Origin of the sequence: Streptomyces sp. NPDC086023 (genome assembly GCF_044540325.1) — a bacterium.
GTDB lineage: Bacteria > Actinomycetota > Actinomycetes > Streptomycetales > Streptomycetaceae > Streptomyces.
Genome location: NZ_JBITRX010000004.1, coordinates 27,941 through 50,947 on the forward strand (window position 1 = coordinate 27,941; position 23,007 = coordinate 50,947).

Consider the following 23,007-nt stretch of genomic DNA (forward strand, 5'->3'; position numbering starts at 1 on the left):
CGTGTCGCAGATTATGGTATGGTTTTGCAGTGTCACCGCATACTTATACATGACCGCTGGAGGACCGCATCGGCCGCAGACACACAAAAAGCCCCTCGGTGAACAGACACCGAGGGGCTCAAAGCGCAAACCTCACGCCGCCCATCCCTGAACGACTGGCTGCAAGACCGGGATTGCCGTCCCGTGTGGCCCACAACCTGAGGAGCTCGTCACCCAGTATGACGGAACCCACCCCGAGCACGCCATCCCACAGCATCGCTCCCACCACCTGGCCGGCGGTCGCTGTGCCCGGCCAGCCTGGCGCCCACCTGCACGACGAGCAGGACTGGCAGCCCAACGCGGCCACTCAGTCCCCCGCCGAGCCGATGCCTCCCGCCGCCCCTGTGATTCCGGCCTCGGAGGGGGCGGCGATCCTGGATGAGCTGCGGACCACGATCCGCCGCTACGTGGTCATGCCCAGCGAGGAGGCTCTGACCGCCGCCACACTGTGGGCAGCGGCCACCCACTTGCAGACGGTGTGGCAGCACGCCCCGCGCCTGGCGGTGGTCGGACCCGCGAAGCGGTGCGGGAAGTCCCGGCTGCTGGAGGTCCTGATCGAGGCGGTCCACGATCCGCTGATCACGGTCAACGCGTCAGCGGCGGCGATCTTCCGCTCGATCGGCGACGCGAATCCGCCCACGCTGCTGGTGGACGAGGTCGACACGATCTTCGGGTCGGCGAAGGTCGCGGAGAAGAACGAGGAGATGCGCGGCCTGCTCAACGCGGGCCACCAGCGCAACCGCCCCACCCTGCGCGTGTCCGGCCCGAACCACGACGTGCAGAAGTTCTCCACCTTCGCCATGGCCGCCCTGGCCGGCATCGGGGACCTGCCCGACACGATCATGGACCGGTCCGTGGTCATCCGCATGCGCCGCCGCGCCGACGCCGAGAAGGTGACCGCCTGGCGCTACGGCCGCGACGACCTGAAGGTCAGGGCACTGCGGGAGCGGCTCGCGGCCTGGCTGACCAGCGTCCGCGACGAGGCCATCGCCCTGGAGCCCAAGCTCCCAGTCGACGACCGCGCCGCCGACACCTGGGAGCCGTTGATCAGCGTCGCCGACCTCGCGGGCGGACGCTGGCCGATGATCGCCCGCACGGCATGCAAGGCCATGACGGACTACGAGTCCGGGAGGGACCAGGACGGCGGGCTGAAGATCCGCATCCTGACCGACGTCCGCAAAGCCTTCGCCAGCGTGGGCAACCCGACGGCCCTTCGGACCGCCGACCTGCTGAACTTCCTCAACGCCGACCCTGAGGCGCCATGGGCCGAGATCAGCTCCGCCGGGCTCACCCCACTGAAGCTGCGGGCCCTGCTGACCGACTACGGCATCAGCTCCGGCAACCGCCGCTTCCCCGGCGGCAACCAGGCCAAGGGCTTCACCCTCGCGCAGTTCACCGACGCCTGGACCCGGTACTGCCCGCCGGAACGCCATGCCCCCGAAGCAGCACCCGCCCCCGGCGCGTAACCCGTCGCGACTCGTCCCACCCGTCCCCGCGCAGGTCAGCGCAGGGACGGGTCAGGACCCTGCAACGGGTCAACCCGACATCACCACGCAGCTGACCTCGCCGAACACGGCAGGCGCGGCTCGCAGCCGCCCTCCGAGGACTCTCGGAGCGGCCTGCGGACCAACACCCGTACCGACCCGTCCCCACTCGTCCCACCGACCGTCCCCGAGCCGGACACTCCGGCCCTCGCAACGAGTCGGGCCGACATCAGGCGCCCACCCGTACCTGCCCTGACCAGCAACGGGACGAGTGGGACGAGTCCACGCCCTTCACGGCCACCCGCCCCCGTGCCCGCCTCCACCCTGGAGACCACCCCTTGCACTCCCCTGCCCCAAGCGCCCCGGCAGCCATGCGCAGCATCCACGCTGGCATCGCGGTACTCGCCCCGGCCGCCGAGGACGAGGCCCCCACACAAAGCCACGATCCCGGCGATGCTCGCCGAGCACCCACACCCGCTGGGAGCCGTCGAGTGACCCGCAAGGGACGCATCACCCTCGTCCTCGGCCTGGTGGCCGTCGTCCTCATGGCCTTCCGCGTCTCGTGGAACGCACTGTCCGACGTGGCCCGCGCCATCGGCGCAGACTCCACCGCCGCCCTGCTCTACCCGATCGTGGTCGACGGGCTGATGGCCCTCGCCCTGGTCGCCACGCTCGTGCTGACCGGTCCCGACCGGACGTTCGCGCTACGGGTCCTGGCGGCCTACACGATCGCCAGCCTCCTGCTGAACTACGTGCACGGCCTCGTCCCGGCCCTACACACCACCGCAGTCCAGTGGGGCCGACTGACCGACTGGGACTCCGCGAACTGGGCCCTCGTACTGCTGGCGACCTCGCTCCCGGTCGGGTCGATCTACTTCGGATCCGACCTCGTGGCGAAGGTGCTCCACCACAACCCCGAGTCGGCCGACCCCGCAGAAACCGCCCCCGACCAGTCGGTTATCCAGCAAGCCGACGAGTCGGCCGGCGAGCAGGACGCACGGTCGAGGTCTGACCAGGCCCAGTCGGCCCCCGAGCAGCCGACCGAGTCGACCTCCACGAAGGGGGCTGAGGCGCCCTCGACGGGGCCGACCGAGGCCGACAAGTCGGCTCCCGCCGCCCGACCGGCCCGGTCGGCTGCCATGGCGGAGTCGACCGGAGCCGCCCCGCGCCGGGCGACCGGCCGGGTACCCGTAGCCGCCAAGCCGACCACCGGCCGCACCCGCACAGACGCCGCAATCCTCGCCGAGGCACGCGCCCTGACCGCCGACTGGAGCGACAAAGAGCTGACCGCCGAACATCTGCGCCGCGCACTACGGATCGGCCCGACCCGCGCCCGCCCCCTGCGCGACCAGCTGCAGGCCGACCGGACCGGCCAGGCCGACCCCGTCGCGGACGACGGCTTCGAGGCCGGGCCGCTCGACGGAGTCGGCGAGGCCACCTCGCCCACCGGCGCGGTCTGACCCCCTGCAAGGCAGCGAACACCCGCCTCCTTCCGGCTCATCCCGTGGCCCCGTGCAGCCGAACACGGGGCCACGCACAACCAAGCACCCCCGCCAACACCCCACGGAGAACCGATCCATGCACAACCCGAACCACGAACTCCCCACCGTCCAGCAGCACATGACCACTGCCCCCAACGGCCCAGCAAGGTATGGCGTTGGACCGTCCAAGGGCCGGTCCAACGCAGCCTCCGCCCCGGGGGTGGCGGAGGAAGGGCTCCGGCGCGAGGGCGCACCGGAGGGGGAAACGACCGCCGCCGTGCCCATGCGAGCCGCCGACGAAGCCGCGCTCCGCCGCATCGCACGCCGTCGCGCCCGTGAAACTGAGCAGCGCAAGAAGCGTGTAGACGTCCGCTACAGCATCGACGAGCACACCGAGATCCGAGCCCTGGCCCAGAGCATGGGCCTGGCCGGCGCCCACCTCGTCGGCGCCATCGTCATGGCCTTCATCGACGGTGATCACACGCTCCCCGGCCAACGCAACGCCTTCGACGACCTGATCGACGAACTCGCCGCCCTGCGTTCCGAGATCGGCTACATCGGCCACAACCTCAACCAGATCACCAAGAAGCTGAACTCCGGCGACCGTCCACACCCTGGGGATATCGCTGTCCTCGCCGCGGTCGGGGATGTTCTCGACCGCGCTGGCGCCGCCGCCAAGGCGATCGACACCACCTCGTTCCAGACCGCCGTCGCGAAGGCGGTCTGATTGATCGCGAACATTGTCAAGCCCGGCCGCAACACCCGAGGCGTCCTGAACTACCTCTACGACACCGTCCGCTCCAAGGACCACACCGACCCCCACCAGGTCGCCTCCTGGGACGGCTTCGCCCCCGACCCCGGCCGCGACCCGAACGCCACCCTCGCCCAGCTCGCCACCGCCCTCGACCTCCGCGTCAAGCAGGCCGGCGACCGCGCACCCAAGGCCCACGTGTGGCACTGCTCGATCCGCGCCGCCCCTGAAGACCGGATCCTGTCGGACGACGACTGGGCCACCATCGCCCGCCGCGTCCTGAACGCCACAGGCATCGCCCCCGCCGGCGACCCTGACGCCTGCCGCTGGGTCGCCGTCCGCCACGCCGACGACCACATCCACATCGTCGCCACCAAAGTCCGCGGCGACCTCCGCCAACCTCGCAACTGGAACGACTACCCGCGCGCTGACAAGGAACTCGCCGCGATCGAGAAGGAGTACGGCCTGCGCCAGGTCGTACGCGGCGACCGCACCGCAGCCAAGCGGCCCACCCGCGCCGAGCAGGAGAAGGCCCGCCGCAACGGCCACGCCACCACGCCCAGAGAGAGGCTGCGCACCACCGTACGGACGGCACTGGCCGCAGCCGCCAGCACGGAGGAGTTCTTCCAGGTCCTGACCGGCGCCGGGGTGCTGGTCGATATCCAGCACTTCCCTTCGGGGGACGTGCGCGGCTACAAGGTCGCTCTTGACGGCGACACCAACAAGGAGGGGCAGCCGGTGTGGTTCTCCGGCTCCGTCCTCGCCCCCGACCTGTCCTACCCCAAGATCGCAGAGCGCTTCACCGACGCTCCGGCGCCGCCCAGCCCGCGGGCTGGCCACAGGCGTCCGGCGTGGCAGCAGGTCACCGACGCCACCGACCTCATCCCCGACCTCCTCACCCGAAGCGACGACGGTGCCGCGCAGGCACACATCGCCGTCCTCGCCGAAACCCTCGACGCCCTCCCGCTGATCGCCCCCGACGACCTACGGCCGCAGCTCCTCAAGGCTGCAGCCGCGTTCGAACGCGCCAACCGCTCCCGCATCCGCGCCCGCCACGAGCAGGCGCACGCCAACCGGCGGGCCGTCAAGGCGATCCTGCGGGAACCCGCCCCGAAGGACGCAGCCGCCCTGGCGATCATGCTCGACGTGATCTGGCTCGCGGTCATCGCGGCCCGGCACTGGCACCAGGCACGGCAGCACGACCAGCAAGCCGAAGCCGCCCGCCAGACCGCCGAGCACCTGCGCGCCGCCTACCAGCAAGCCTCAGCCCAGCCCACGGCCGTGATCGCCCAGCGGGGCCAGCTCCTGGCCGTACGGGTCCGGGAACGGCAGGTGGCCCTCCTGCGCCAGGTCCTGCCGGGACTGGCGGAACAGATCCTGGCCGAGCCCGGCTGGCCCGCCCTCGCAGCCACCCTCGCCGACACCCAGGCCGCCGGCCACAACCCAGCCGTCCTCCTGGCCGAGGCCGCCACCCGAAGGGAACTCGACACCGCCACCGCCATCAGCGACGTCCTCGTCTGGCGCCTCCGCCGCACGGCCGACCTGCCCACCACCGACAACCCCGACACACCCACCCGAGGCAACCGTCCCGCCTCGACCCCGGCTCCCGCCGCGCAGCCCGCGAACCAGGCCGCGAACCGTGCCGCTCGTAGGCGATGAGCCGGCGAAGCCGTCGGAAGGTAGCCGACGATCCCCGGTTAGCCAAACCGGGGAACCTCCAGACCATTGATGCCAGGGCCCCACGCCCAACCCCACCCACCCAGGCCGCACGGCACCTTCATGCCGTCGGCACCCCCACCCCCGCAAGGAGCACACCCTGAAGGTCCACCCCTTCGCCGATTCCCTCCCGATGCTCGACCAGGACGAGCTGCTCGACCTCGCCGAGTCCATCAAGGCCGAGGGCCTACACCATCCGATCGTCCTCGACCGCGACGGCATGCTCATCGACGGCCGCAACCGACTCGCCGCCTGCAAGATCGCCGGAGTCGAACCCCGCTTCACCACCGACGACAGCGATCCGCTCCGCTTGATCGTCTCGTACAACGTGATCCGCCGGCACGTCAGCAAAGGCCAGCAGGCCATGATCACCGCGATGGCGTGTTCCTTTTCGGGACACTCCCTGCGCACCCTGGCCAAGCACCACGGCCTCAGCCGCAGCCGCCTCTCCGCCGCCAACGTCGTCCTCCAGCACGCCCCCGACCTCGCCGAACGAGTCCGCGTCGGAACACTCGGACTCGACGCCGCCCACACAGCCGCCCTCGAACGCAAAGCCCACATCGAAGCCAGCACCGCCCAGCACGAACAGCTGCGCCGGCACGCCCCCGACCTCGCCGAGCAGGTCATCGAAGGCCGCCTCAGCCTCGACGAAGCCCGCCTCCGCCAGGTGGTGAGGGACACCGACACCATCCGCGCCGCCGACGGGGACACCGCGCCCGCCCTCACCCAGCTCGCGGATCGCGGAGAGATCACCTGGGACCAGGCGGCTCAGCGCGCCGAGCAACACCGCACGGACCGGCATGAGGCCATCCTTCGCGCACAGCAGGCCCTCCAGCTCATCGCCGAGAACTGGACCACCGTCCACGACCTCACGACCCGGCCCGGCACCCCGTACACCCAGGAGATCATCGACGGCCTCACCCCCGAAGCCCGAGCCCTCATCACACAGCTGACGACCCGATCCTGACCCCGTAAGCACCCTGGGGGCCAACGGCGAAACGCCTTGGCCCCCAGAGGCGTTGTGACGTCGACAGCCCGTATCGACACCCAGCGCGCCGATCAGCGGAAGAGCCAGATGCAGTCAGGCAGCCCGGCTATTCCCACAGGCACCACGTCGGCGTAGACCTGCCAGTCGGCCGCCTCTATGACTTCCTCGTGGGCGTCGTAGGGATGGCCGTTGACGGAGATCCGGTGGACGCCGTTCGGGCGGTAGCCGAACTTTCGGGACACCGCCCGGGAGGCAGCGTTGTCGGCGAAGGCGGTGGAGGTGACGCGTGCGGCGCCGAGGCCGTCGAAGGCGAGGGCCAGGGCGGCGGCGCGCATCTGGGTGCCGTAGCCCTGGCCTTGGAAGCGGCGGCCGAGCCAGAAGCCGGTGCGGGCCTCGCCGGTGGTGGCGAAGTCACGGGCGGAGAGGTTCTGCTGGCCGATGACCTGGCCGTCGTGGAAGACGGCCAGGAGGAGGCGCCAGCTCTCGCGGGTCCAGTCGCCTCGCGCCCACCAGTGGTTCTGTACGACGTTCCTGGCCCTCTCGGCCGGCGGGGCGGACGCCCAGGGCTGCGGGAAATACACGGCGCCGTCGGGGACGACCCCGTCGGCGGCCACCTGGGCGAGCACGTCGAGATCGTCGTCCGAAGGGAGGCGCAGGACGAGGTCTGCGGTGGTGAGCTGTAGGGCGGTGAGGGGCCAGTGGCGCATGCGTGGGCTCCGAGGGGTCAGGGCCCGTCGAGTCCGAAGACGGTGCCGAACGGGTCGATGAGCTGGCAGATGCGTCGGCCTGGCTCCACGTCGAGGGGGCCGCGGTGGTGGGTGCAGCCCGCTTCCAAGAGGCGCTTGCGTTCGGTGTCGAGGTCCTCGACGGACCAGTACGGGACGGTGCTTCTTCCGTGGGCGTTGGCTTTGGGGGATGCCTGGTGGAAGCCGAACTCGAGTCCGTCGAGGTCGAGCCAGGCGTAGACGGCGGTGCCGTTGATGTCGAGCTTGACCTCGGTTTCGAAGATGTCGCCCCACCAGCGGGCGGCGGCTTCGGGGTCGTCGACGAAGACCATGACGGTGCGGATACCGCGCACTTGGGATTCTCCTTGCGTCGGGAAGTGGCACGGTACCGCTGGGGTGGTCACTCGTGGGCGCCGTGCAGGGAACGGAGGCCGGTGGCTGCGGCGAACGCCGTCAGGGCGCGTATGAGGTCGTGATCGTTCCAGTCGGCGCCGAGTTCGCGTGCGTGGTGCAGGTAGGCGTGGCGTACCCAGCGCGGGGAGGGGTGTCCTTGCTGGGCCGCCATATGGGCGAGGGTGATCAGGTCGGGCAGTCCGGTGATGTCCGGGCGGAGGGTTTCTGCGTCGATGAGGGCGAGGTGCCCGTCGGCGCGGCGGCGGACGTGTTCCGGCTTGAGGTCGAGGTGGCCGAGCGGTACGTGACCGGGTCCGTGGACACCGGTGACGAGCTGGAGGAGCCGGCGCCAGTCGCCGGGGCGGGTGATCCAGTCCGGGGACTGGGCCTCCAGGGCGGCTGTGGTTTGCCAGAGAACCATGGTTTCGGCGACCTCGGGCTGCCAGCGGGCGGACGCGGTGTGGATGCGGGCGACCGCCCGGACCAGCTCGTCGAAGGCGTCGGTGCCCGGAAGGGTGACCTCCTCGTCGAGGTGGTCGACCAGCAGGGTGCGGGAGGTGTCGCAGGCGCGGTGGAGGTCCGGCAGGACGTTCTCGTCGGCCAGGAGTTCGTAGGCGAGGACTTCGCCGAGGTAGCCGGCCTCGTCCGCGTGGCGCTTCAGGACCCGGCGGGGAGGGGCGCCGAGGGCGAAGACGGCTGTGCGGTAGCGGGCGGTCAGGCATTGCACCGGTCCCGGCTCGCCCGCGTGGTGGCGAGCGAGGATCACGTACGCCTGGCGCTCGGCGGTGGCGGGGTCGGTGGTGAGCGGGTTGGCCAGCCACCCGTCGGGCCGCGTGCGGGCGGCGCCGTCCAGCGGCCCGGCGGGGGCAGTGGTCATGCCGCTGTCTCCTGGGAGATGCCCAGGGTGGCCAGGCTGTGGGCGTAGCAGCGGGCGGCGAGGTCGGGCCGCTGGTGCTCGCCGTAGATCGCGAAGAGGGCGTAGACCGGGGAGTCGAGGTTCTCGCCTATGTGCCAGCCCTGGTACGAGCCGCCGACGACGTCCCAGATCTGGGCACGGCCGAGGAAGACGGCGGCGAAGTCCTGGAAGTAGATCTCGACGCCGAAGGGGTGGGCGGCCATGGCCTCTTCCCGGCTGGTCGTGGCGATCTTGTCCCATGCAGGGCCGGTGATGTTCCAGGCGTACGAGTCGATCTCGCCGGGCCGGCCGGGCGGGTCGAGCAGGCGCAGGACGGCGCGGTGCGCTCCGAGAGGGCCGGCGAGGTAGTCGTGGATGCTGGTGGCCAGGGCGCCGGTACGGGTGGCGATCAGCTCCCGGGCGAGCCGGGGCAGCTCCTCGGCCACCAGGGCGTCGGCCTTCTCCCACTCCTCCTCGGCCAGGGCCGGAGTGACCGGGGTCGGCTCGACGTGCTGCGGGGAGTCGAGGAAGCCGGCGAGTGCGGCGAGCGCGGACTTCTCCGCCACGGGGTCGGGTGTGACCCAGGGGACGCGGGAGGTGGTGAGCGGGCCGTCGCCCGCCGGGACGGTGAGGCGGTCGCCGGGGCGGGGGCCGTGGACGCGGAAGAGGTGCTGGAGTTCGTTCGCGGTCGCGGCCAGGGCCTTGTGGTCGGCGTAGAGGAACGGGCCGTGGGGGCTGCGGGGCGCGGTGAAGCCGTTCCCGCACAGGGCGACGTCCCGTACGCCGTCCAGGGGCTTGAGGTAGTCGATGAGCAGGCCGTTGAGGATCTGGAGGCCGGTGGTGCGGTTTCGGGGGCCGTCCATGCCGGGCAGCAGGTTGTTGTCCGCGCCGAGGGCCCCGTACGGGACGGTCTGGGCGTTGTTGGAGACCACAGCGAGCCGGGGCGGAGTGAGGGTGCCCTGGGCCAGCTGCTCGATGTAGAGGTCGGAGACGTCGGCGTCGACGCCGATGAAGACGTCGTTGTCGGTGGTGCCGGACAGGCGGACCAGGGGCTGGGAGACACGCTTCTCCCAGAAGAGGGTGCGGGCGCCGGCGGGGTAGAGGGTGATCTCGATGTCGCCGACGTTCAGCGGCTGGGTGTGGTCCACGCGGTGCACGGTGAACCCCAGGGCTTCGATGGCGTCGGTGACGGCGGCCGGGGTGGTGGTGCCGGTGTAGACGGGCACCGTGCGGGCGAGAAGGTCGAGCGAGGGGAGGTGGAAGTGGTCCAGGTGCTCGTGGCTGAGGATCACCGCGTTGGGGGTGGGCATGCCCTCGATGTCCACGGCGCGGGGCGGCCAGATCTCGAACTCCAGGCTCCCGGCGCCGAAGGCGGGCGCGAGGATCGGGTCGAGGAGGACGGAGGAGAGGCCGTCGGTGATGTGCCAGGTCTGGTGGCCGAGGAAGGTCAGTTCCAGGCCGACGGGGGCTGCTGCCATGACGAACTCCTTTGCGCGGTCAGGAAGGGTGCGGGGGTGGTGCGGAGGGGGACAGCGGACGTCCCCCTCCGCACCTGTCTGCGGACCGGCAGGGCCTACCGGTGGTAGGTGGTCGGGGAGTTGTGGGTGGTGCCGGTGGCGGCGAACGCCGTCACGCGCTGCTGGAGCCGGCGGACCGCCTCCGCGCTCACGGGCGCACTCGGCTTCGTCTGGGGCTTGGGTCGGTTCATGACGTGCCTCCATCACTTCAGTTTCTCGACGGTGCGGATGCAGCCGCCGCGCCCCGCCGCTGCAAGCGGCGGGTGGTCAGTGTTCGGTGGCGGACAGGAGACTGCCGACGACGGCACTGCAGAGGATCACGTAGACGATCACGGCGATCCGCTGCCTCACTGCTTCACCACCAAGTCCGGGTCCTTCGGCGCCTGGTCGACGGCTGCTCTGTTGCGCCGCTGCCGCACCTGGCGCTCGATCAGCAGGACACGACAGACGCGGGCGAGGGCCCGCATGTGAATCCAGGCCCCGAGCCGCCCCTCGCCGGGCCCGTGCGACAGGAGAAGTTCGGCATCCGTACAGGCTTGGCTGCCACCGTCCCGCTCGCAGAGCAGGAGCTGGAGGTAGCCGTGCAGAAGGGCCGTGGCCTCCCGTACGTCACCGCCCTGTATGCGGTAGGTGTCGGGCGTGAGGACACGCACGCACAGGGCGCGCATGGTGTCCGCGGGTACTGACGCCTGAGTCGCAGCCCTCGTCGTCATGCCGGGTGCCCCGCAGCCGCCTCCCGCATCCCAAGCGCCCGGTCCATCTGCGCGTACAGGACCTCCAGCTGGGCGGGGGCGAGGACCAGGGTCGTGGTCTCGGTGGTGCCGTCGAGACGGTGCAGCGCGATCGGCAGCGTGGCCTGCTGCTCGACGTGGTTGTACGTGATGTCGCGCCGGACCGGAGTTGCGTGGGTGATCACGAGGGCTCTCCCGGGGCTGTCTGGGCGGGGGCTGGAGTTCAGTCAACTCCGGCGCCAGGTCACCGAACAGGGCATTCCACTAGGCACGTTGTAGGCACGAGCTAGGCAGAATCCCGCTAGGCTTCCGGGCGCCCAACTCGACCAGCGGACGGCGGGATGATGGCGAACGAGATCCTGCGCCGACTGAGGCGCGAGCAGCGATGGACGCAGGCGCAGGCGGCCCAGCGGGTATGCGCACAGGTCCAGGCGGCCACGGGCCGTGACCCAGAGCTCGATGCGAACTGGATCTCCCGGCTGGAGCGCGGAGCGATCACCTGGCCCTCAGGCGACTACCGGGCCGCGCTGTGCGCGGTGTTCCAGGTCGGCAGCGAGGCAGAGCTGGGCTTGCACCCGAAGGGAGAACCAGCTGGCACAGCTTCCGCACAGGACGCCTCATCGGCGCCCGCCGATGACGTGAGCAGCCTCTATGCCGACACAGAGCTGTCTGCCCGGCTCGCCCGACACGCTGCCGCGACAAACGTCAATGGCTTGGTACTGGAGCAGTTCGACGCCGACGTGGAACGGCTTGCCGGGAACTTCGTCAGCCAGCCACTGTCCCTACTGGTCCCGGAGATCCGCACCCTGCGCACGGACGTGTTCCGATTACTTGAAGGCCGCCAGCACCCCGCTCAGACACGGCACCTGTATGTGCTCGCAGGATGGTTGTCCGGCCTCGCGGCACACGTCTCCCTCGACCTCGGCCACCAGCCCTCCGCCTCCACCCACGCCCGAACCGTCGTGCAGTGCGCGGACATCGCGGAACATCCGAGACTGCGAGCATGGGCCCGCTCCTTCCAGTCCCTGGCTGCCTACTGGACAGGCGACTACCGGCGCGCAGCAGATCTGGCACGGGCCGGATGCGAGGACGGCCGAGGGCCTGGCTCAGGGACGCTGATGGCACGGCTGCTGAGCCTGGAGGCCCGCGCCCTCGCAGCCGGCGGAGATGGCCGCAGCGCGTTGCGGTCCCTCGCACTGGCTCATGAGGCCCGCAGCAGCGCGGAACGAGACGAACTGCCTGGCGTCTTCGCCTTCCCCGAGGCCAAGCAATGGGCCTATACAGGCACCACGCTGCTGGCCGTCGGCAGCGACGAACAGGTCCAGCGGGCGATAGCCGCGTCCAACAGAGCAGTGGAGCTGTACCAGACCGGGGCTGAAAGCGACCGGTCTCCCGGAGATCTGCACGCCGCGCATCTGGACCTGGCCACCGCATACCTGGCGAGCGGCGAGGTGGAAGGAGCCGGTACGGAACTCGCCGCCGTTCTCGGCGCGGATCAGTACACCGCGAGCATCACCATCAGGCTTCGCAAACTGGACACGCTCATCGGCAGCGGGCCGTACCGTGACTCACGGCCGGTGGTCGATCTTCGGGAGCACATCCACGAGGTGACCGCCCGACCCGCTCTCGTCAGCACACCCACGGAGCCGCGATGACCACCCAGCCAACGAACGACCCGTCCGTGACCGACCGGCGCCTACTCTCCACCCAGGCGTACGGCACCGGCCAGCACCTCGCAGCCCGCCAGTCCCTGTACCAGTGGCAGACCCCGCGGCACGACCTGCCCGGCCTCGTCGTGGCAGAGCTGGCCGGCATACGCGGTTCTGTCGTGGACGTCGGCTGCGGCAACGGCAAGTTCGTGCAGCGGATTCGCGACGAACGGCCGGACTTGACCGTCCTCCCCATGGACATCTCCCCCGGCATCCTGACCGGCATCGCCGGAGCCGTTGCTGCGGACGCCCAGCAGCTCCCCATCGCGGACGGGGTCCTGGGCGGAGTCTTGGCGATGCACATGCTGTACCACGTGGAGGACCAGGCACGCGCCGTCCGAGAACTGAGCCGAGTCCTGACCCCCGGCGGCATCGCCATCGCCTCCACCAACAGCCGCACCGACAAGCGCGAGCTCGAGGACCTCTGGCGACGAGCCGCCGGCGACGTCCTCGGCATCCCGGAGGGCCCCGCCCGCGTACAGCTCTCCGCCCGCTTCACCCTGGAGGAAGCCCCTGCCATCCTGGCCACCGCCTTCGAGGACGTACGGACGATCCCGCTTCCGGGAGTGATCGAAGTGACCGATCCCACACCCGTGGTCGCCCACCTGTCCTCGTACGAGGCGTGGGCCGACCAGATGGGCGTGCCGTTCAAGGAGACGGTCGAGCGCGCCCGAGAACGGGTGGAGGAAACCATCCAGGCAGAGGGCGCATTCGGAGTCACCTGCCTCGGCGGCATCCTCGTCTGCCGATGAGCAGCGCGGCCCTGTCGCGGTTGCCCTCCACGAGCACGGCACGTCGACCGCCACCGATGGGGGCCGTGCCATAACGTGCCAGTAGGGGCGGTAAACAGCGGACAACAAGGGCTCCTACGAGGCAGCCAGAACGGGGCCGTCGGCGGCCGTTTTCGCAGGTCAGAGCCTATGCAGGCATCCGAGTGCCGGGTGATTCCCAAGCTTATAGCGCGGGTTCGATTCCCGTCATCCGCTCCACAGCAAAGCCCCAGGTCAGCGACCTGGGGCTTGTTTGTTGTCTAGACCTCTCAGCCCTAGGCGTGCCCTCCGCGTGCCCCATCTCCCGCAAATGCCCTGCCCAGAGGGCCGATGGCGCACCATTCGCACCACCTCGGCCCCCAGGCGTCTCGCATCGCGAGACGCATTTCATATGACCTGCGCCACTCGCGTTGCCGGTGTGGGGAATTCGCCTTCCCAAAGCGACAGTTGATCGGCCAGCCCGTGGGCAGCGTCTGAATCAACGACGCGCGGGCTCTACGTCGGTCGGCGCGGTGTCGTCCGTCCGGTGGAGGTGGGCGTCCACCGAGTACACACCCGCTCCGACGACGAGCAGGAAGAGGCTGCCGCACAACTGGGCGAGATCGGTCCGGGATTCGTGGATGAAGTCCCACCAGCCCGACTTGCCGTCGAACAGCAAGGCGTCACCCCAGAGGATCGGCAGCTTGGTGATCAGCAGCGCGCCGAGCATGTTCACGATCATCGGGAGGGTCGCGAGCCGGGTGAGCAGTCCGGCCAGGATCAGGGCGCCGCAGGCGATCTCGAAGATGCCGTCCAGGGGCGCGAGGAAGCCGGGCGCCGGGATGCCCGCCTTGTCGAAGCGGCCCGTGCCCAGCTGGTCGGGGTAGAGGAACTTCTGGATGCCCTCGAAGAGGAAGACCGCGCCGACGTACAGGCGGATGAGAACCGGCGCGGCGGGCGCGTCGGTGGAGATCAGCTTCGCCTGCCAGGTGCCGAGGTGTGCCATGCGGCGATGCCCTCTCCCGACGGGGACGTACCGGGTGCCGAGATCCTCTCGCGAGACAGGAGGGCAGTCACGGCAATCCACCGGCGGGGAGAGCGCGTCGTGGTGCGGTTACGCCTTGCGGGCGGTCACCGCGCGGCGTACCCCGTAGGCGGCGGCGCCGGCGGCCAGGACCGCCGCTCCGGAGATCACTGACGAGGCGGGGAGGGCGAAGGCGAGGACGAGGCAGCCGGCCAGCCCGACGACGGGGATGATCCGTGCCGGTCGGCCCTCGTCGGGGGTGAGCGTCCAAGCGGAGGCGTTGGCGACGGCGTAGTAGGCGAGCACTCCGAAGGAGGAGAAGCCGATCGCCCCGCGCAGGTCGGCGGTCGCTGCGAGTACGGCCACGACGGCGCCGACCACGAGTTCGGCGCGGTGCGGGACCTGGAACTTCGGGTGGGCGGCGGCCAAGGCGTGCGGCAGGTGCCGGTCGCGGGCCATCGCCAGGGTCGTACGCGAGACCCCGAGGATCAGGGCGAGCAGCGAGCCGAGCGCCGCCACCGCGGCGCCCACCCGTACGACCGGCACCAGCCAGTCCGCGCCCGCGGCCCGTGCGGCATCCGACAGCGGGGCAGTGGCGTCGGCCAGCCCCTGCGGGCCGAGCACAAGCAGGACGGAGACGGCGACGGCGGCGTAGACGACGAGCGCGATGCCGAGAGCGAGCGGGATGGCCCGCGGGATGGTGCGGGCGGGGTCGCGGACCTCCTCTCCGAGGGTGGCGATGCGGGCGTAGCCGGCGAACGCGAAGAACAGCAGGCCCGCCGCTTGGAGCACCCCACTGAGGGTCGCGTCGTCACCGATGTCCAGCCGGGCAGCGTCCGCGTCGCCGGCGGTGAAGGCCGCGACCACCACGGCGGCCAGCACGGCCAGGACCACGGCGACGATGACGCGGGTGAGCCAGGCGGACTTCTGCACCCCGGCGTAGTTGACGGCGGTCAGCGCCACCACGGCCGCGACGGCGACGGCGTGAGCCTGGGCGGGCCACACATAGGAGCCGACGGTCAGCGCCATGGCTGCGCAGGAGGCGGTCTTGCCGACCAAGAATCCCCATCCGGCGAGGTAGCCTCAGAACTCGCCCAGCCGCTCACGCCCGTAGACGTAGGTACCTCCGGAGGCGGGGTAGCGGGCGGCCAGGCGTGCTGAGGACATGGCGTTGCAGTACGCCACCACCGCCGCCAGCGCCAGGCCGAGCAGCAGCCCCGACCCGGCCGCACCGGCCGCCGGAGCCAGGGCCGCGAAGATCCCCGCCCCGACCATCGACCCCAGGCCGATCACCACGGCGTCGAACACACCCAGGTGCCGCTTCGACTCGCCCGTGCCCGCAGGCCCCGACACCGCACCCATCACTCGCTCCCCAACCACACTCCGGCAGACGTACCGGCGCACCGTATAGGAACAAGGTGACGAGACGGGGACGGCCACCGGATGGGCGAGGACGGCAACGTACCGCCCTCACCCGTCGTGGATGACGCTTCGAGCGCTGCGGTGGCTCGGTCCAGGCCGTGGTTCCTACGATCGTCCGGCGTTGAGCATCTGCCGCATCTGGGCGATCTCCGCGGTCTGCGAGGTGATGATGGCGTCGGCCAGACCCTTGGCGGGGCCGTAGGCACCCTGTTGCTTCTCGGTCTTGGACATGTCGATCGCGCCTTCGTGATGCTCGATCATCATGGTCAGGAACATGGTGTCGAAGGCGTTGCCCTTGGCGTTGCCGAGCCGGTTCATGGCCTGGTCGTCCATCATCCCGGGCATGCCGGAGTCGTCATCGCCGTGGCCCATGCCGTCCATGCTGACGCCGGAGGGGACCTTCTCACCCCATGCCTTGAGCCAGCCGGACATGGTCTCGATCTCCGGGGCCTGCGCCTTCTTGATCTCTTCTGCGAGTGCCTTGACGTCGGCGGATGCGCCGTGGGAGGCGACCATGTCGGACATCAGGATGGCCTGGCGGTGGTGGGGGATCATCCCCTGCGCGAAGGTGACGTCCGCCTGGTTGTGCCGCTCGGCCTCCGACGCCGCCGGGGCGGCCGTGGTGGCAGGAGCGGTACCCGCCGTGTTCGTGGTGTCGTCGCTGCCGCACGCGGCCAGGACCAGGCCGGCGGCGACCGCCGTGGCCGCCAGGGCCGCGCGGCGTGGCAGGGATCGGTTCGTGTTCATTTCGCTGGGCTCCAGTGATCGGATACGGGAGGGAAGGGCTGGGTGGCGGTCTGTGGCCTGCGCCCTCGGCGCGTGCCACAGGAGGAGCCCCTATATCCGCAGGATCTGGAGTTCGGCGAGCAGGGGTGGCGCCCGCCCTCCGGCGGGCTCGTGGGCCAGCGCGAGCGGCAGCGCGGCCGGGGTGTCGGCGATGCCGCTCGGCAGGCCGGTGAGGGGTGCGGTGTCCGGCGCGGCGACCCCGGGGGATGCCGGCAGCGCCGCAGATGCGCACATCTGGTCCACATGGCCTCCGTGACGGGTCATACCCGGGTCATCGTCGGGGCAAAGGTACTGCGGGCCAGTCGGCGCTGCCGCCACGTGGTGGGACATGTGCTCGGTGGCGCCCGTCGACGGCAGTGCGGCGGCAGTGCCCAGAGCATGCATGCCCAGCAGCCCGAGCGTGACCCCGAGAACGAGCAGCAGCCTGAGCCTCGGCATCGGCTGGGGCTGCGGCGGAGTGCGTGGCTCGCGGACGGTCACATTTCCCACCGTAGGACGCACTCGAACCCGGCGCAGGGCGGCCTCGGCCCGGTCACCGGCCATGGTCATCGCCTCCGTCCGGCGGCTTCGCAGGAATCGGGCGGGGCAGGCGGAGGCGTTTGAGGGCGAGGGCGTTGACGGCGACGATCACGCTGGATCCGGACATGGACAGGGCGGCGATCTCGGGGCGGAGGATCAGGCCCGTGGCGGGTTCGAAGACTCCGGCGGCGATGGGCAGGGCGATGGCGTTGTAGCCGATGGCCCAGCCGAGGTTCTGGCGCATCTTGCGCAGGGTGCCCCGGCCGATGCGCAGGGCGGTGGGGACGTCGAGGGGGTCGGAGCGCATCAGGACGAGGTCGGCCGTCTCGATGGCCACGTCGGTGCCGGCGCCGATGGCGATGCCCAGGTCGGCCTGGGCGAGGGCGGGGGCGTCGTTGACGCCGTCGCCGACCATGGCGACCTTGCGGCCGCCGCGCTGGAGCTCGGCGATGGTGGCGGCCTTGTCGCCGGGAAGGACCTCCGCGATGACGGTGTCGATGCCCAGGCGCCGCGCGATCCGTTCAGCGGTGGCCTGGTTGTCGCCGGTGAGCATGACGACCTCGACGCCCAGGGCGTGCAGCTCGGTCACGGCAGCCTCGGAGGTCTCCCGCGGTGCGTCGGCGATGCCGATGAGGGCGGCGGCCACGCCGTCGACCGTGGCGATGACGACGGTGCGGCCGGTGGCTGCGAGCTCGTCCCGCCGGGCGGCCAGCGGGCCGAGCTCCACGTCTTCGCGTTCGGCCAGTCGGCGGTTGCCCACGGCGATCCGGTGGCCGTCGACCACGGCGGTCGCCCCGTGGCCGGGCACGTTCTCGAAATGCCGCGCCTGGGCCGGCCCCACGCTGCGCGACTCGGCGTGGCGTACGACCGCCTCGGCCAGCGGGTGCTCGGATTCCCGCTCGACCGCCGCGACCAGCCGGAGGATCTCGTCCTCGTCCCGTCCGGGTGCGGTGATCACCTCGGTGACCTCGGGTTCGCCCTTGGTGAGGGTGCCGGTCTTGTCCATCACCACGGTCTGGATCCCTGCGGACGTCTCCAGGGCCATCGCGTTCTTGAACAGGACTCCCCGCTTGGCCCCCAGGCCGGTGCCGACCATGATGGCGGTGGGCGTGGCCAGGCCCAGTGCGTCCGGGCAGGTGATGACGACCACCGTGATGGCGAACAGCATGGCCTCGCCGAAGGGGCGGTTGGAGGCCAGGAGCCAGACGGCGAGGGTGAGCGCGCCGCCGACGAGGGCAACGAAGACCAGCCAGAACGCGGCTCGGTCGGCGAGCCGCTGGCCCGGGGCCTTGGAGTTCTGGGCCTCCTGGACCAGCTTGACGATCTGGGCCAGTGCCGTGTCCGCGCCCACCCGGGTCGCCCGTACCCGCAGGGTGCCGTTGGCGTTGAGGGTCGCACCGACCACGGCGTCGCCCGGCGCCTTGTGCACCGGCAGGCTCTCCCCCGTCACGGTCGACTCGTCGACCTCGCTCTCGCCTTCCTCCACGACCCCGTCCGCGGCGATCTTCGTGCCGGGACGCACGAGTAGCAGGTCACCGACGGCCACCTCGGCCGTGGCGATCTCGACCGGCTCGCTGTCCCGCAGGACGACGGCCTTGGGCGGGGCGAGGTCCAGCAGGGTGCGGATGGCGTCGTTGGCGCCACCGCGGGCCCGCATCTCGAACCAGTGGCCGAGCAGGACGAAGGAGGCCAGGACGGTGGCGGCCTCGTAGAAGACCTCGCCGCCGCCGGTGAGCGTGACAATGAGGGAATAGAGCCAACCCGCGCCGACGGCGACCGCCACCAGCACCATCATGTCCAGAGTCCGGGCGTGCAGGGCCCGTACTGCGCCGACGAAGAAGATCGAGCACGAGTAGAAGATCACCGGCAGGCTCAGCAGGAGCGCCCACACGTCCTGGCGGAGCCCGAACGGCACGGGCGCGTGCCAGCCGAAGACCTCCTCGCCGATCGGGGACCAGATCACGATCGGAATGGAGAAGATCACCGCGACGAGGAAGCGGTTGCGCATGTCGGCGGCCATCGCAGCCATCGACATCCCCGCATGACCGCCATGGCCCATCGCCTCATCGGACGGTGGCACGCCCTCCGGTTCGTGCCCCGCGTGCGCGGGACGCACGACTTCGGCTGCCCTCGCGGGACCGGGCGGATCCGGCTCGTCCATCGGGTCACAGATGTGCGCCGGCACCGACTGGCCGGCGCAGTGGTAGCCGCACTCGGTCACCCACCCGCGCAGCTCGGCGAGCGAGGTCCGCCGCGGGTCGAAGACGACGTTGGCCGACTGCGCCACCGGGTTGACCTCGACGTCCAGTACACCGGGCCGACGGCCCAGCACAACGGCGACAGTGTTCTGCTGGGTGGCGCGGAGAATGCCCCGCACGTCCAGTACCGCCGTGCTGCGTTCCTTGCCCGCCTCGCTCGGCTCGGGGTCCCGCGGGTCTCGCATGCCCGTTCACCTCGGTACGTCGGTGGCCCCTACTCGGCCAGAGCGCTTCCCCTCGCCTACCAGCAGCCTGTGCCCGCTGCGGCGGCCCTGCAACGGCAGAGCGGCCGCCCGAAGAGCTCCGCGACCTCCGTAACAGTGATGTCGGTCCGGCCGTGCGCAGTCTGCCCCGGCGCGCTGCAGGGCGGGGCGGTCACTTCCGTCCGAGCCGGGTACGGCGGTCATGCGTGCGGTCCACGTCGTGCATGTCGTGACCGCCGCTGTTGTCGCGCATGCCGCGCATCATGAAGAACATCATCAGCGGGCAGGCAGCGATGATCGCGAGCCAAGCCAGGGCCGCCAGCGGGACTCCCAGTGCGACGGCTCCGACCAGGACGATCGCCGCAGCGACGGCGTAGAGGCCGTAATTGCGCTTGGTGTTCACAGCATCCCCCTTTCCTCAGAGGGAAGAGCGGGCACCTTCATGATTGCGGATCGGGCCCACCCTGGCGCAGGGCACCGAGGCGGCGACGGTAGTCGTCCTCGCCGATCTCCCCACGAGCGAGCCTGACGGCCAAGACCTGCTCGGGATTCGGCGTCGCAGGGACGTGAGTGTGCTCCTGAGGGCGGGCCGACGAGGTACCCGACTCTCCAGGACCGGCAGCCGCAGAGGTGAGGTAGGGAGGCGGAACGTGGCGGATTCAGCCGGGCAATTCTTGTGATCTGACAGGTGCCGCCAGATTCCCCGGATACCGCACCGCTCCTCCGGCGGCGGCCTTCGCCCGCCCGGTCCGACAGACGCGGGCCCATGCCCCACAGGGTGCCCGGGCCCACGAGGGCCACCTGGCGTCGCTGATCCATCGCCGCAGCGTGACGTGGGTGGAGTCGCCCAGTCGACACAGGGCCTCGGTGGCATCCACGTCACCCGGCAGGGGTGCGGTGCCGACGGTGGTGAGAGCGGCATGCAGCTCCAGACGGCGGCTCGTCGGCTCCGGCGCGGGCAGAGGGTGATCGCCGGGCTCCAGTTCACCGCAGGCCGTCGGAGTCTGGTCCGGCAGATCGTCGACGATCGCGGCAGGAAAGCGGTACGGGTCGAGATCCCACAACGCCACGGTGCCGGTGGTGAAAGCCTGAAAACCAGCCACGAATGCCTCCTCGGCCGTCGTGCCACTGTGCTGGAAGACTGCAAGCAGGGCGGAGGCAATTGCGGCGCACGACGTACTCCACTCGAATGTCCCGTACGACATCTCGCTGCAAAAGCGATAAACCAACCGGTATGCGCCGCTGCGCGACGGCAACCTCGCGGCTCGCTCGACACCGACGCCGATGCCGACGCCTCGCGAGTTTGATCCGGCCGTCCAGCCACAGCCACCCACCCCGACGGAGCAAGCCGCCCACCGCAGGTTCACAGGCACCTGGACCTGACCACCCCGAACCACTCCTCCGGCCGAAGGCCGCGGGCGGGGCACCCGACACCGGGACAAACCACCCGCCGGCCTCCCGCTCACCCCTGAAGGGACCCCACCACCAGGGAATCCGCCGATTGGAAGCCGAAGAGGAAGAACGCGGCTGAGCCGGAACGGCCCATGTCCCCCTGGCCCGCCTCGGTCGGCAGTCGTAGACTTGAGCGTGGATCGAGCACTCTCACGTGTGAGATCCGGAAGGGCGGCCTCGGCGGAGTGAATGCGCTGGGGCCGTTGTGACGACCACCGACGTGGAGCCGCTCACCTCGACAACCACGTTGACGAGCGGGCCGGCGGGACGTCCCCCGCGGGGGCGTCACCGCGCTCGTCAGCTGAAGCCTGACGCGCAACCGGAGCAGCCCTGGGACGACTCGGGGGGAGACTCGCACACGGGACTCGGCAGGCCTGGAGCAGCTCTCCTGGAAGCTCGGCCCCCGGGAAATCCGTCACAGGGCCCGTCGCGTCGACCCGTTCCCGCCGGTGATGGAGCCGCCGGCCGTGTTACCGGCACTGTTGCCCGACGTGTTACCACCAGTGGAGTTCCCGGCGGTGTTGCCCGCGGTGTTCCCGGACGTGTTGCCCGCGATGTTCCCCGAGGTGCCACCGCCCACCAGGTTGACGCTGGGCCCGCCGATGAGGGTGCCGCCGATCAGACCCAGAGTCGTACCCGTCGTCGCGCCGGTGGTCCCGCCGGTCGTCGCGCCGGTCGTCGTGCCACCGGTAGCGCACGCGCCGAGGAAGATCCTGTTGGTGTCGACCGCCTCGCCCCCGTCCAGGTTCGCGGCGGATTCGCCGAGCCGACGGAAGACCGGCTGCCGCATGCCCCTGCCCCAGGCCGTAGACCGGGGCTTCGTCGTTGTCAGCCCGTCAGTTCCGCGGCTCGGTCCGGCGCACCACCTCAGCCGGGCGTACGGACTGCCGGGGCCCGCTCCGGCCGTCCCCGAGGTCACCGGAGCGGGCGGTGACGGGCGGAGCGGCGGGTGCGCAGGGCCAGGTAGAGGAGGTCTGCCACGAGTACCGCGATACCGATGAAGAGCAGGAAGAGGAGTCCGTCGGCGACGACGCCGATGAGGCCCAGGATGATCGCGACGATGATCAGGGCGAGGAAGAGTGTCATGGGGCCGCCTCCCCGGCGGTCGGGTGCTCAGCGTCGGGCGAGTTGTCGTTCGCCGTTCGCACCGGGTTCGTAGGTGAGGCCGTAGTGGCGGAAGACGGCTTCCTCCTCCTCGACGGGCAGGACGTCGTCCGTGCCGATGGAGGGGCTCCGTTTCACCAGTTTCCTGTCGTGGGCGACCCGCACGTACCCCGGCCCCACCGTCGCCCCTTCCAGGGGGACGAACACCAGGCGGTGCCGGGTGGGTAGGCCGACGCGGACCGTGGCCATGGCGGGTTCGTCGGTGCTGGTGTCGACGTAGACGGATTCCAGTTCGCCGATCTTGTGGCCGCCGGGGTCCACCACGGCCTGGTTGCGCCACTCGCGGATGTCCGCCGTCTGGATCATGTCTCTCCTCCCTGTTCGGTCGCCGGTGGGGGAAGTGCGGCGACGAGGAGCTCGGTGGCCTGCGTGATGTTGTCGGCGTGGACGGCGCGGGCCATGGCCGTGCGGGCGGCGTCGGGCTCCGTGTCCGGCGGCACCACCATCAGCGCGAAGTGGTCCTTGTCGCCACGGGTGATCAGGACGGTGTCGTCGCCGACGGGGAAGGAGTCGAGGTGGACGACCCGGGCGTCGATGACCAGCCGGGTCGGGATCGCGTCCCACGTGGTGGCGTCCAGACCGACCCGGGTGATGGGTCCGAGGTGTTCCGTCAGGGCTGCCACCAGCGCGGGAACCTCTTGCTCCACGTCGCGAGTGCGCGGCCACCACGCTCCGTCGAGGACGCCCTGCCGGGAGTGCGTCGTCTCCAGCCGGAGCAGAGCCGTACCGGGCCGCACCGCCTGGTGGATCTCGTCCGGCAGGAGCAACGGGGACGGGATGTCGGAGTCGGTCATGGTGGATCCGCTCGTCTACGGGTGAGCTGCCGCGGCCCGCCACGGCCGCAGCCGGAAGCTACGGCAGGCCGCCGGTGGGGCGGCTGTGCCGTCATCTCACGGTAACCCCGGCCCCCGCAGGTCCGCCCGTCGCCGCACACTCTTCGGCATGAATCGGAAGTACCTCCCCGTATCAGGCCGAAAACGGGCTGATCAGACGTATCCTGG

The 23,007-nt window shown here is 70.7% G+C and carries 24 protein-coding genes and 1 pseudogene; 7 read left to right on the top strand and 18 right to left on the bottom strand.

The window, feature by feature from the left end:
• Positions 1 to 218 precede the first annotated feature (218 nt).
• The 5 genes from ACIF6F_RS09475 (at position 219) to ACIF6F_RS09495 (ending at position 6,438) form a co-directional block, all read left to right on the top strand.
• The gene (locus tag ACIF6F_RS09475) at positions 219 to 1,505 is read left to right on the top strand and encodes a DUF3631 domain-containing protein (RefSeq protein ID WP_399943581.1); all 1,287 of its coding nucleotides are present in this window, start codon (positions 219 to 221) and stop codon (positions 1,503 to 1,505) included.
• A 509-nt stretch (positions 1,506 to 2,014) separates the two neighbouring features.
• Positions 2,015 to 2,983, top strand: a complete 969-nt coding sequence (locus ACIF6F_RS09480; protein WP_399943583.1) for a DUF2637 domain-containing protein — start codon at positions 2,015 to 2,017, stop codon at positions 2,981 to 2,983.
• A 118-nt stretch (positions 2,984 to 3,101) separates the two neighbouring features.
• On the top strand, positions 3,102 to 3,731 hold the full coding sequence (locus tag ACIF6F_RS09485) for a plasmid mobilization relaxosome protein MobC (protein ID WP_399943585.1): 630 nt from the start codon (positions 3,102 to 3,104) through the stop codon (positions 3,729 to 3,731).
• A complete protein-coding gene (locus ACIF6F_RS09490) occupies positions 3,732 to 5,414 on the top strand; it encodes a relaxase/mobilization nuclease domain-containing protein (RefSeq protein ID WP_399943588.1) in 1,683 nt (560 codons plus the stop codon).
• A 190-nt stretch (positions 5,415 to 5,604) separates the two neighbouring features.
• The gene (locus ACIF6F_RS09495; protein ID WP_399943589.1) at positions 5,605 to 6,438 is read left to right on the top strand and encodes a ParB/RepB/Spo0J family partition protein; all 834 of its coding nucleotides are present in this window, start codon (positions 5,605 to 5,607) and stop codon (positions 6,436 to 6,438) included.
• Between the two features lie 92 nt (positions 6,439 to 6,530).
• On the opposite strand, the gene ACIF6F_RS09500 is transcribed toward ACIF6F_RS09495, so the two are convergent.
• From ACIF6F_RS09500 to ACIF6F_RS09530, 7 genes are all read right to left on the bottom strand, one after another.
• Positions 6,531 to 7,166 (bottom strand): GNAT family N-acetyltransferase, encoded by a 636-nt coding sequence (locus tag ACIF6F_RS09500; protein WP_399943592.1) that lies wholly within the window; start codon positions 7,164 to 7,166, stop codon positions 6,531 to 6,533.
• A 17-nt stretch (positions 7,167 to 7,183) separates the two neighbouring features.
• Positions 7,184 to 7,537 (bottom strand): VOC family protein, encoded by a 354-nt coding sequence (locus ACIF6F_RS09505; RefSeq protein ID WP_329382931.1) that lies wholly within the window; start codon positions 7,535 to 7,537, stop codon positions 7,184 to 7,186.
• A 47-nt stretch (positions 7,538 to 7,584) separates the two neighbouring features.
• A complete protein-coding gene (locus ACIF6F_RS09510; RefSeq protein ID WP_399943594.1) occupies positions 7,585 to 8,454 on the bottom strand; it encodes a hypothetical protein in 870 nt (289 codons plus the stop codon).
• Positions 8,451 to 9,950 carry an MBL fold metallo-hydrolase gene (locus ACIF6F_RS09515; RefSeq protein WP_399943597.1) on the bottom strand — a complete coding sequence of 500 codons (1,500 nt, stop codon included), beginning with the start codon at positions 9,948 to 9,950 and terminating at the stop codon, positions 8,451 to 8,453. Before ACIF6F_RS09515 ends, ACIF6F_RS09510 begins: the two co-directional genes overlap by 4 nt.
• A 95-nt stretch (positions 9,951 to 10,045) precedes the next feature.
• A complete protein-coding gene (locus ACIF6F_RS09520; protein ID WP_399943600.1) occupies positions 10,046 to 10,180 on the bottom strand; it encodes a hypothetical protein in 135 nt (44 codons plus the stop codon).
• A 156-nt stretch (positions 10,181 to 10,336) separates the two neighbouring features.
• Positions 10,337 to 10,702 (bottom strand): DUF6415 family natural product biosynthesis protein, encoded by a 366-nt coding sequence (locus ACIF6F_RS09525; RefSeq protein WP_399943602.1) that lies wholly within the window; start codon positions 10,700 to 10,702, stop codon positions 10,337 to 10,339.
• On the bottom strand, positions 10,699 to 10,905 hold the full coding sequence (locus tag ACIF6F_RS09530; RefSeq protein WP_399943605.1) for a hypothetical protein: 207 nt from the start codon (positions 10,903 to 10,905) through the stop codon (positions 10,699 to 10,701). The genes ACIF6F_RS09525 and ACIF6F_RS09530 overlap by 4 nt, the downstream gene beginning before the upstream one ends.
• A gap of 156 nt (positions 10,906 to 11,061) precedes the next feature.
• Between ACIF6F_RS09530 and ACIF6F_RS09535 the strand changes: the two genes are divergently transcribed.
• Together ACIF6F_RS09535 and ACIF6F_RS09540 are read left to right on the top strand one after the other, a co-directional pair.
• Positions 11,062 to 12,375 carry a multiprotein-bridging factor 1 family protein gene (locus ACIF6F_RS09535; RefSeq protein WP_399943607.1) on the top strand — a complete coding sequence of 438 codons (1,314 nt, stop codon included), beginning with the start codon at positions 11,062 to 11,064 and terminating at the stop codon, positions 12,373 to 12,375.
• A complete protein-coding gene (locus tag ACIF6F_RS09540; RefSeq protein ID WP_399943609.1) occupies positions 12,372 to 13,181 on the top strand; it encodes a class I SAM-dependent methyltransferase in 810 nt (269 codons plus the stop codon). The genes ACIF6F_RS09535 and ACIF6F_RS09540 overlap by 4 nt, the downstream gene beginning before the upstream one ends.
• A gap of 496 nt (positions 13,182 to 13,677) precedes the next feature.
• On the opposite strand, the gene ACIF6F_RS09545 is transcribed toward ACIF6F_RS09540, so the two are convergent.
• The 11 genes and pseudogenes from ACIF6F_RS09545 to ACIF6F_RS09595 all read right to left on the bottom strand — a co-directional run bounded on the left by ACIF6F_RS09545 (position 13,678) and on the right by ACIF6F_RS09595 (position 22,800).
• Positions 13,678 to 14,184: a DoxX family protein gene (locus ACIF6F_RS09545; RefSeq protein ID WP_399943612.1), complete on the bottom strand. Its 507-nt coding sequence runs from the start codon at positions 14,182 to 14,184 to the stop codon at positions 13,678 to 13,680.
• A gap of 108 nt (positions 14,185 to 14,292) precedes the next feature.
• Positions 14,293 to 15,564: pseudogene (locus tag ACIF6F_RS09550) on the bottom strand (APC family permease).
• 165 nt (positions 15,565 to 15,729) lie between these two features.
• The gene (locus ACIF6F_RS09555; protein ID WP_399943614.1) at positions 15,730 to 16,371 is read right to left on the bottom strand and encodes a DUF305 domain-containing protein; all 642 of its coding nucleotides are present in this window, start codon (positions 16,369 to 16,371) and stop codon (positions 15,730 to 15,732) included.
• 90 nt (positions 16,372 to 16,461) lie between these two features.
• Positions 16,462 to 16,959: a DUF6153 family protein gene (locus tag ACIF6F_RS09560; RefSeq protein ID WP_399943617.1), complete on the bottom strand. Its 498-nt coding sequence runs from the start codon at positions 16,957 to 16,959 to the stop codon at positions 16,462 to 16,464.
• The gene (locus ACIF6F_RS09565) at positions 16,943 to 19,372 is read right to left on the bottom strand and encodes a heavy metal translocating P-type ATPase (protein WP_399943619.1); all 2,430 of its coding nucleotides are present in this window, start codon (positions 19,370 to 19,372) and stop codon (positions 16,943 to 16,945) included. Before ACIF6F_RS09565 ends, ACIF6F_RS09560 begins: the two co-directional genes overlap by 17 nt.
• A gap of 190 nt (positions 19,373 to 19,562) precedes the next feature.
• On the bottom strand, positions 19,563 to 19,793 hold the full coding sequence (locus ACIF6F_RS09570; RefSeq protein ID WP_399943622.1) for a DUF2933 domain-containing protein: 231 nt from the start codon (positions 19,791 to 19,793) through the stop codon (positions 19,563 to 19,565).
• Between the two features lie 256 nt (positions 19,794 to 20,049).
• The gene (locus ACIF6F_RS09575; RefSeq protein WP_399943625.1) at positions 20,050 to 20,493 is read right to left on the bottom strand and encodes a hypothetical protein; all 444 of its coding nucleotides are present in this window, start codon (positions 20,491 to 20,493) and stop codon (positions 20,050 to 20,052) included.
• 764 nt (positions 20,494 to 21,257) lie between these two features.
• Positions 21,258 to 21,632 carry a hypothetical protein gene (locus tag ACIF6F_RS09580; protein WP_399943627.1) on the bottom strand — a complete coding sequence of 125 codons (375 nt, stop codon included), beginning with the start codon at positions 21,630 to 21,632 and terminating at the stop codon, positions 21,258 to 21,260.
• Positions 21,633 to 21,757: 125 nt separating this feature from the next.
• Positions 21,758 to 21,928 carry a hypothetical protein gene (locus ACIF6F_RS09585; protein ID WP_399943630.1) on the bottom strand — a complete coding sequence of 57 codons (171 nt, stop codon included), beginning with the start codon at positions 21,926 to 21,928 and terminating at the stop codon, positions 21,758 to 21,760.
• 27 nt (positions 21,929 to 21,955) lie between these two features.
• Positions 21,956 to 22,312 (bottom strand): PRC-barrel domain-containing protein, encoded by a 357-nt coding sequence (locus ACIF6F_RS09590; protein ID WP_362005767.1) that lies wholly within the window; start codon positions 22,310 to 22,312, stop codon positions 21,956 to 21,958.
• Entirely contained in the window at positions 22,309 to 22,800 is a 492-nt protein-coding gene (locus tag ACIF6F_RS09595; RefSeq protein WP_399943633.1) for a DUF5994 family protein, read from the bottom strand. Before ACIF6F_RS09595 ends, ACIF6F_RS09590 begins: the two co-directional genes overlap by 4 nt.
• Positions 22,801 to 23,007 lie beyond the last annotated feature (207 nt).

Excerpts from the sequence above, each read along its gene's own strand:
- ACIF6F_RS09475 (WP_399943581.1), top strand. The coding sequence starts at position 219 with ATGACGGAACCCACCCCGAGCACGCCATCCCACAGCATCGCTCCCACC.
- ACIF6F_RS09485 (WP_399943585.1), top strand. The coding sequence starts at position 3,102 with ATGCACAACCCGAACCACGAACTCCCCACCGTCCAGCAGCACATGACC.
- ACIF6F_RS09495 (WP_399943589.1), top strand. The coding sequence starts at position 5,605 with ATGCTCGACCAGGACGAGCTGCTCGACCTCGCCGAGTCCATCAAGGCC.
- ACIF6F_RS09500 (WP_399943592.1), bottom strand. The coding sequence starts at position 7,166 with ATGCGCCACTGGCCCCTCACCGCCCTACAGCTCACCACCGCAGACCTC.
- ACIF6F_RS09510 (WP_399943594.1), bottom strand. The coding sequence starts at position 8,454 with ATGACCACTGCCCCCGCCGGGCCGCTGGACGGCGCCGCCCGCACGCGG.
- ACIF6F_RS09515 (WP_399943597.1), bottom strand. The coding sequence starts at position 9,950 with ATGGCAGCAGCCCCCGTCGGCCTGGAACTGACCTTCCTCGGCCACCAG.
- ACIF6F_RS09520 (WP_399943600.1), bottom strand. The coding sequence starts at position 10,180 with ATGAACCGACCCAAGCCCCAGACGAAGCCGAGTGCGCCCGTGAGCGCG.
- ACIF6F_RS09525 (WP_399943602.1), bottom strand. The coding sequence starts at position 10,702 with ATGACGACGAGGGCTGCGACTCAGGCGTCAGTACCCGCGGACACCATG.
- ACIF6F_RS09535 (WP_399943607.1), top strand. The coding sequence starts at position 11,062 with ATGATGGCGAACGAGATCCTGCGCCGACTGAGGCGCGAGCAGCGATGG.
- ACIF6F_RS09540 (WP_399943609.1), top strand. The coding sequence starts at position 12,372 with ATGACCACCCAGCCAACGAACGACCCGTCCGTGACCGACCGGCGCCTA.
- ACIF6F_RS09545 (WP_399943612.1), bottom strand. The coding sequence starts at position 14,184 with ATGGCACACCTCGGCACCTGGCAGGCGAAGCTGATCTCCACCGACGCG.
- ACIF6F_RS09555 (WP_399943614.1), bottom strand. The coding sequence starts at position 16,371 with ATGAACACGAACCGATCCCTGCCACGCCGCGCGGCCCTGGCGGCCACG.
- ACIF6F_RS09560 (WP_399943617.1), bottom strand. The coding sequence starts at position 16,959 with ATGACCATGGCCGGTGACCGGGCCGAGGCCGCCCTGCGCCGGGTTCGA.
- ACIF6F_RS09565 (WP_399943619.1), bottom strand. The coding sequence starts at position 19,372 with ATGCGAGACCCGCGGGACCCCGAGCCGAGCGAGGCGGGCAAGGAACGC.
- ACIF6F_RS09580 (WP_399943627.1), bottom strand. The coding sequence starts at position 21,632 with ATGCGGCAGCCGGTCTTCCGTCGGCTCGGCGAATCCGCCGCGAACCTG.
- ACIF6F_RS09585 (WP_399943630.1), bottom strand. The coding sequence starts at position 21,928 with ATGACACTCTTCCTCGCCCTGATCATCGTCGCGATCATCCTGGGCCTC.
- ACIF6F_RS09590 (WP_362005767.1), bottom strand. The coding sequence starts at position 22,312 with ATGATCCAGACGGCGGACATCCGCGAGTGGCGCAACCAGGCCGTGGTG.
- ACIF6F_RS09595 (WP_399943633.1), bottom strand. The coding sequence starts at position 22,800 with ATGACCGACTCCGACATCCCGTCCCCGTTGCTCCTGCCGGACGAGATC.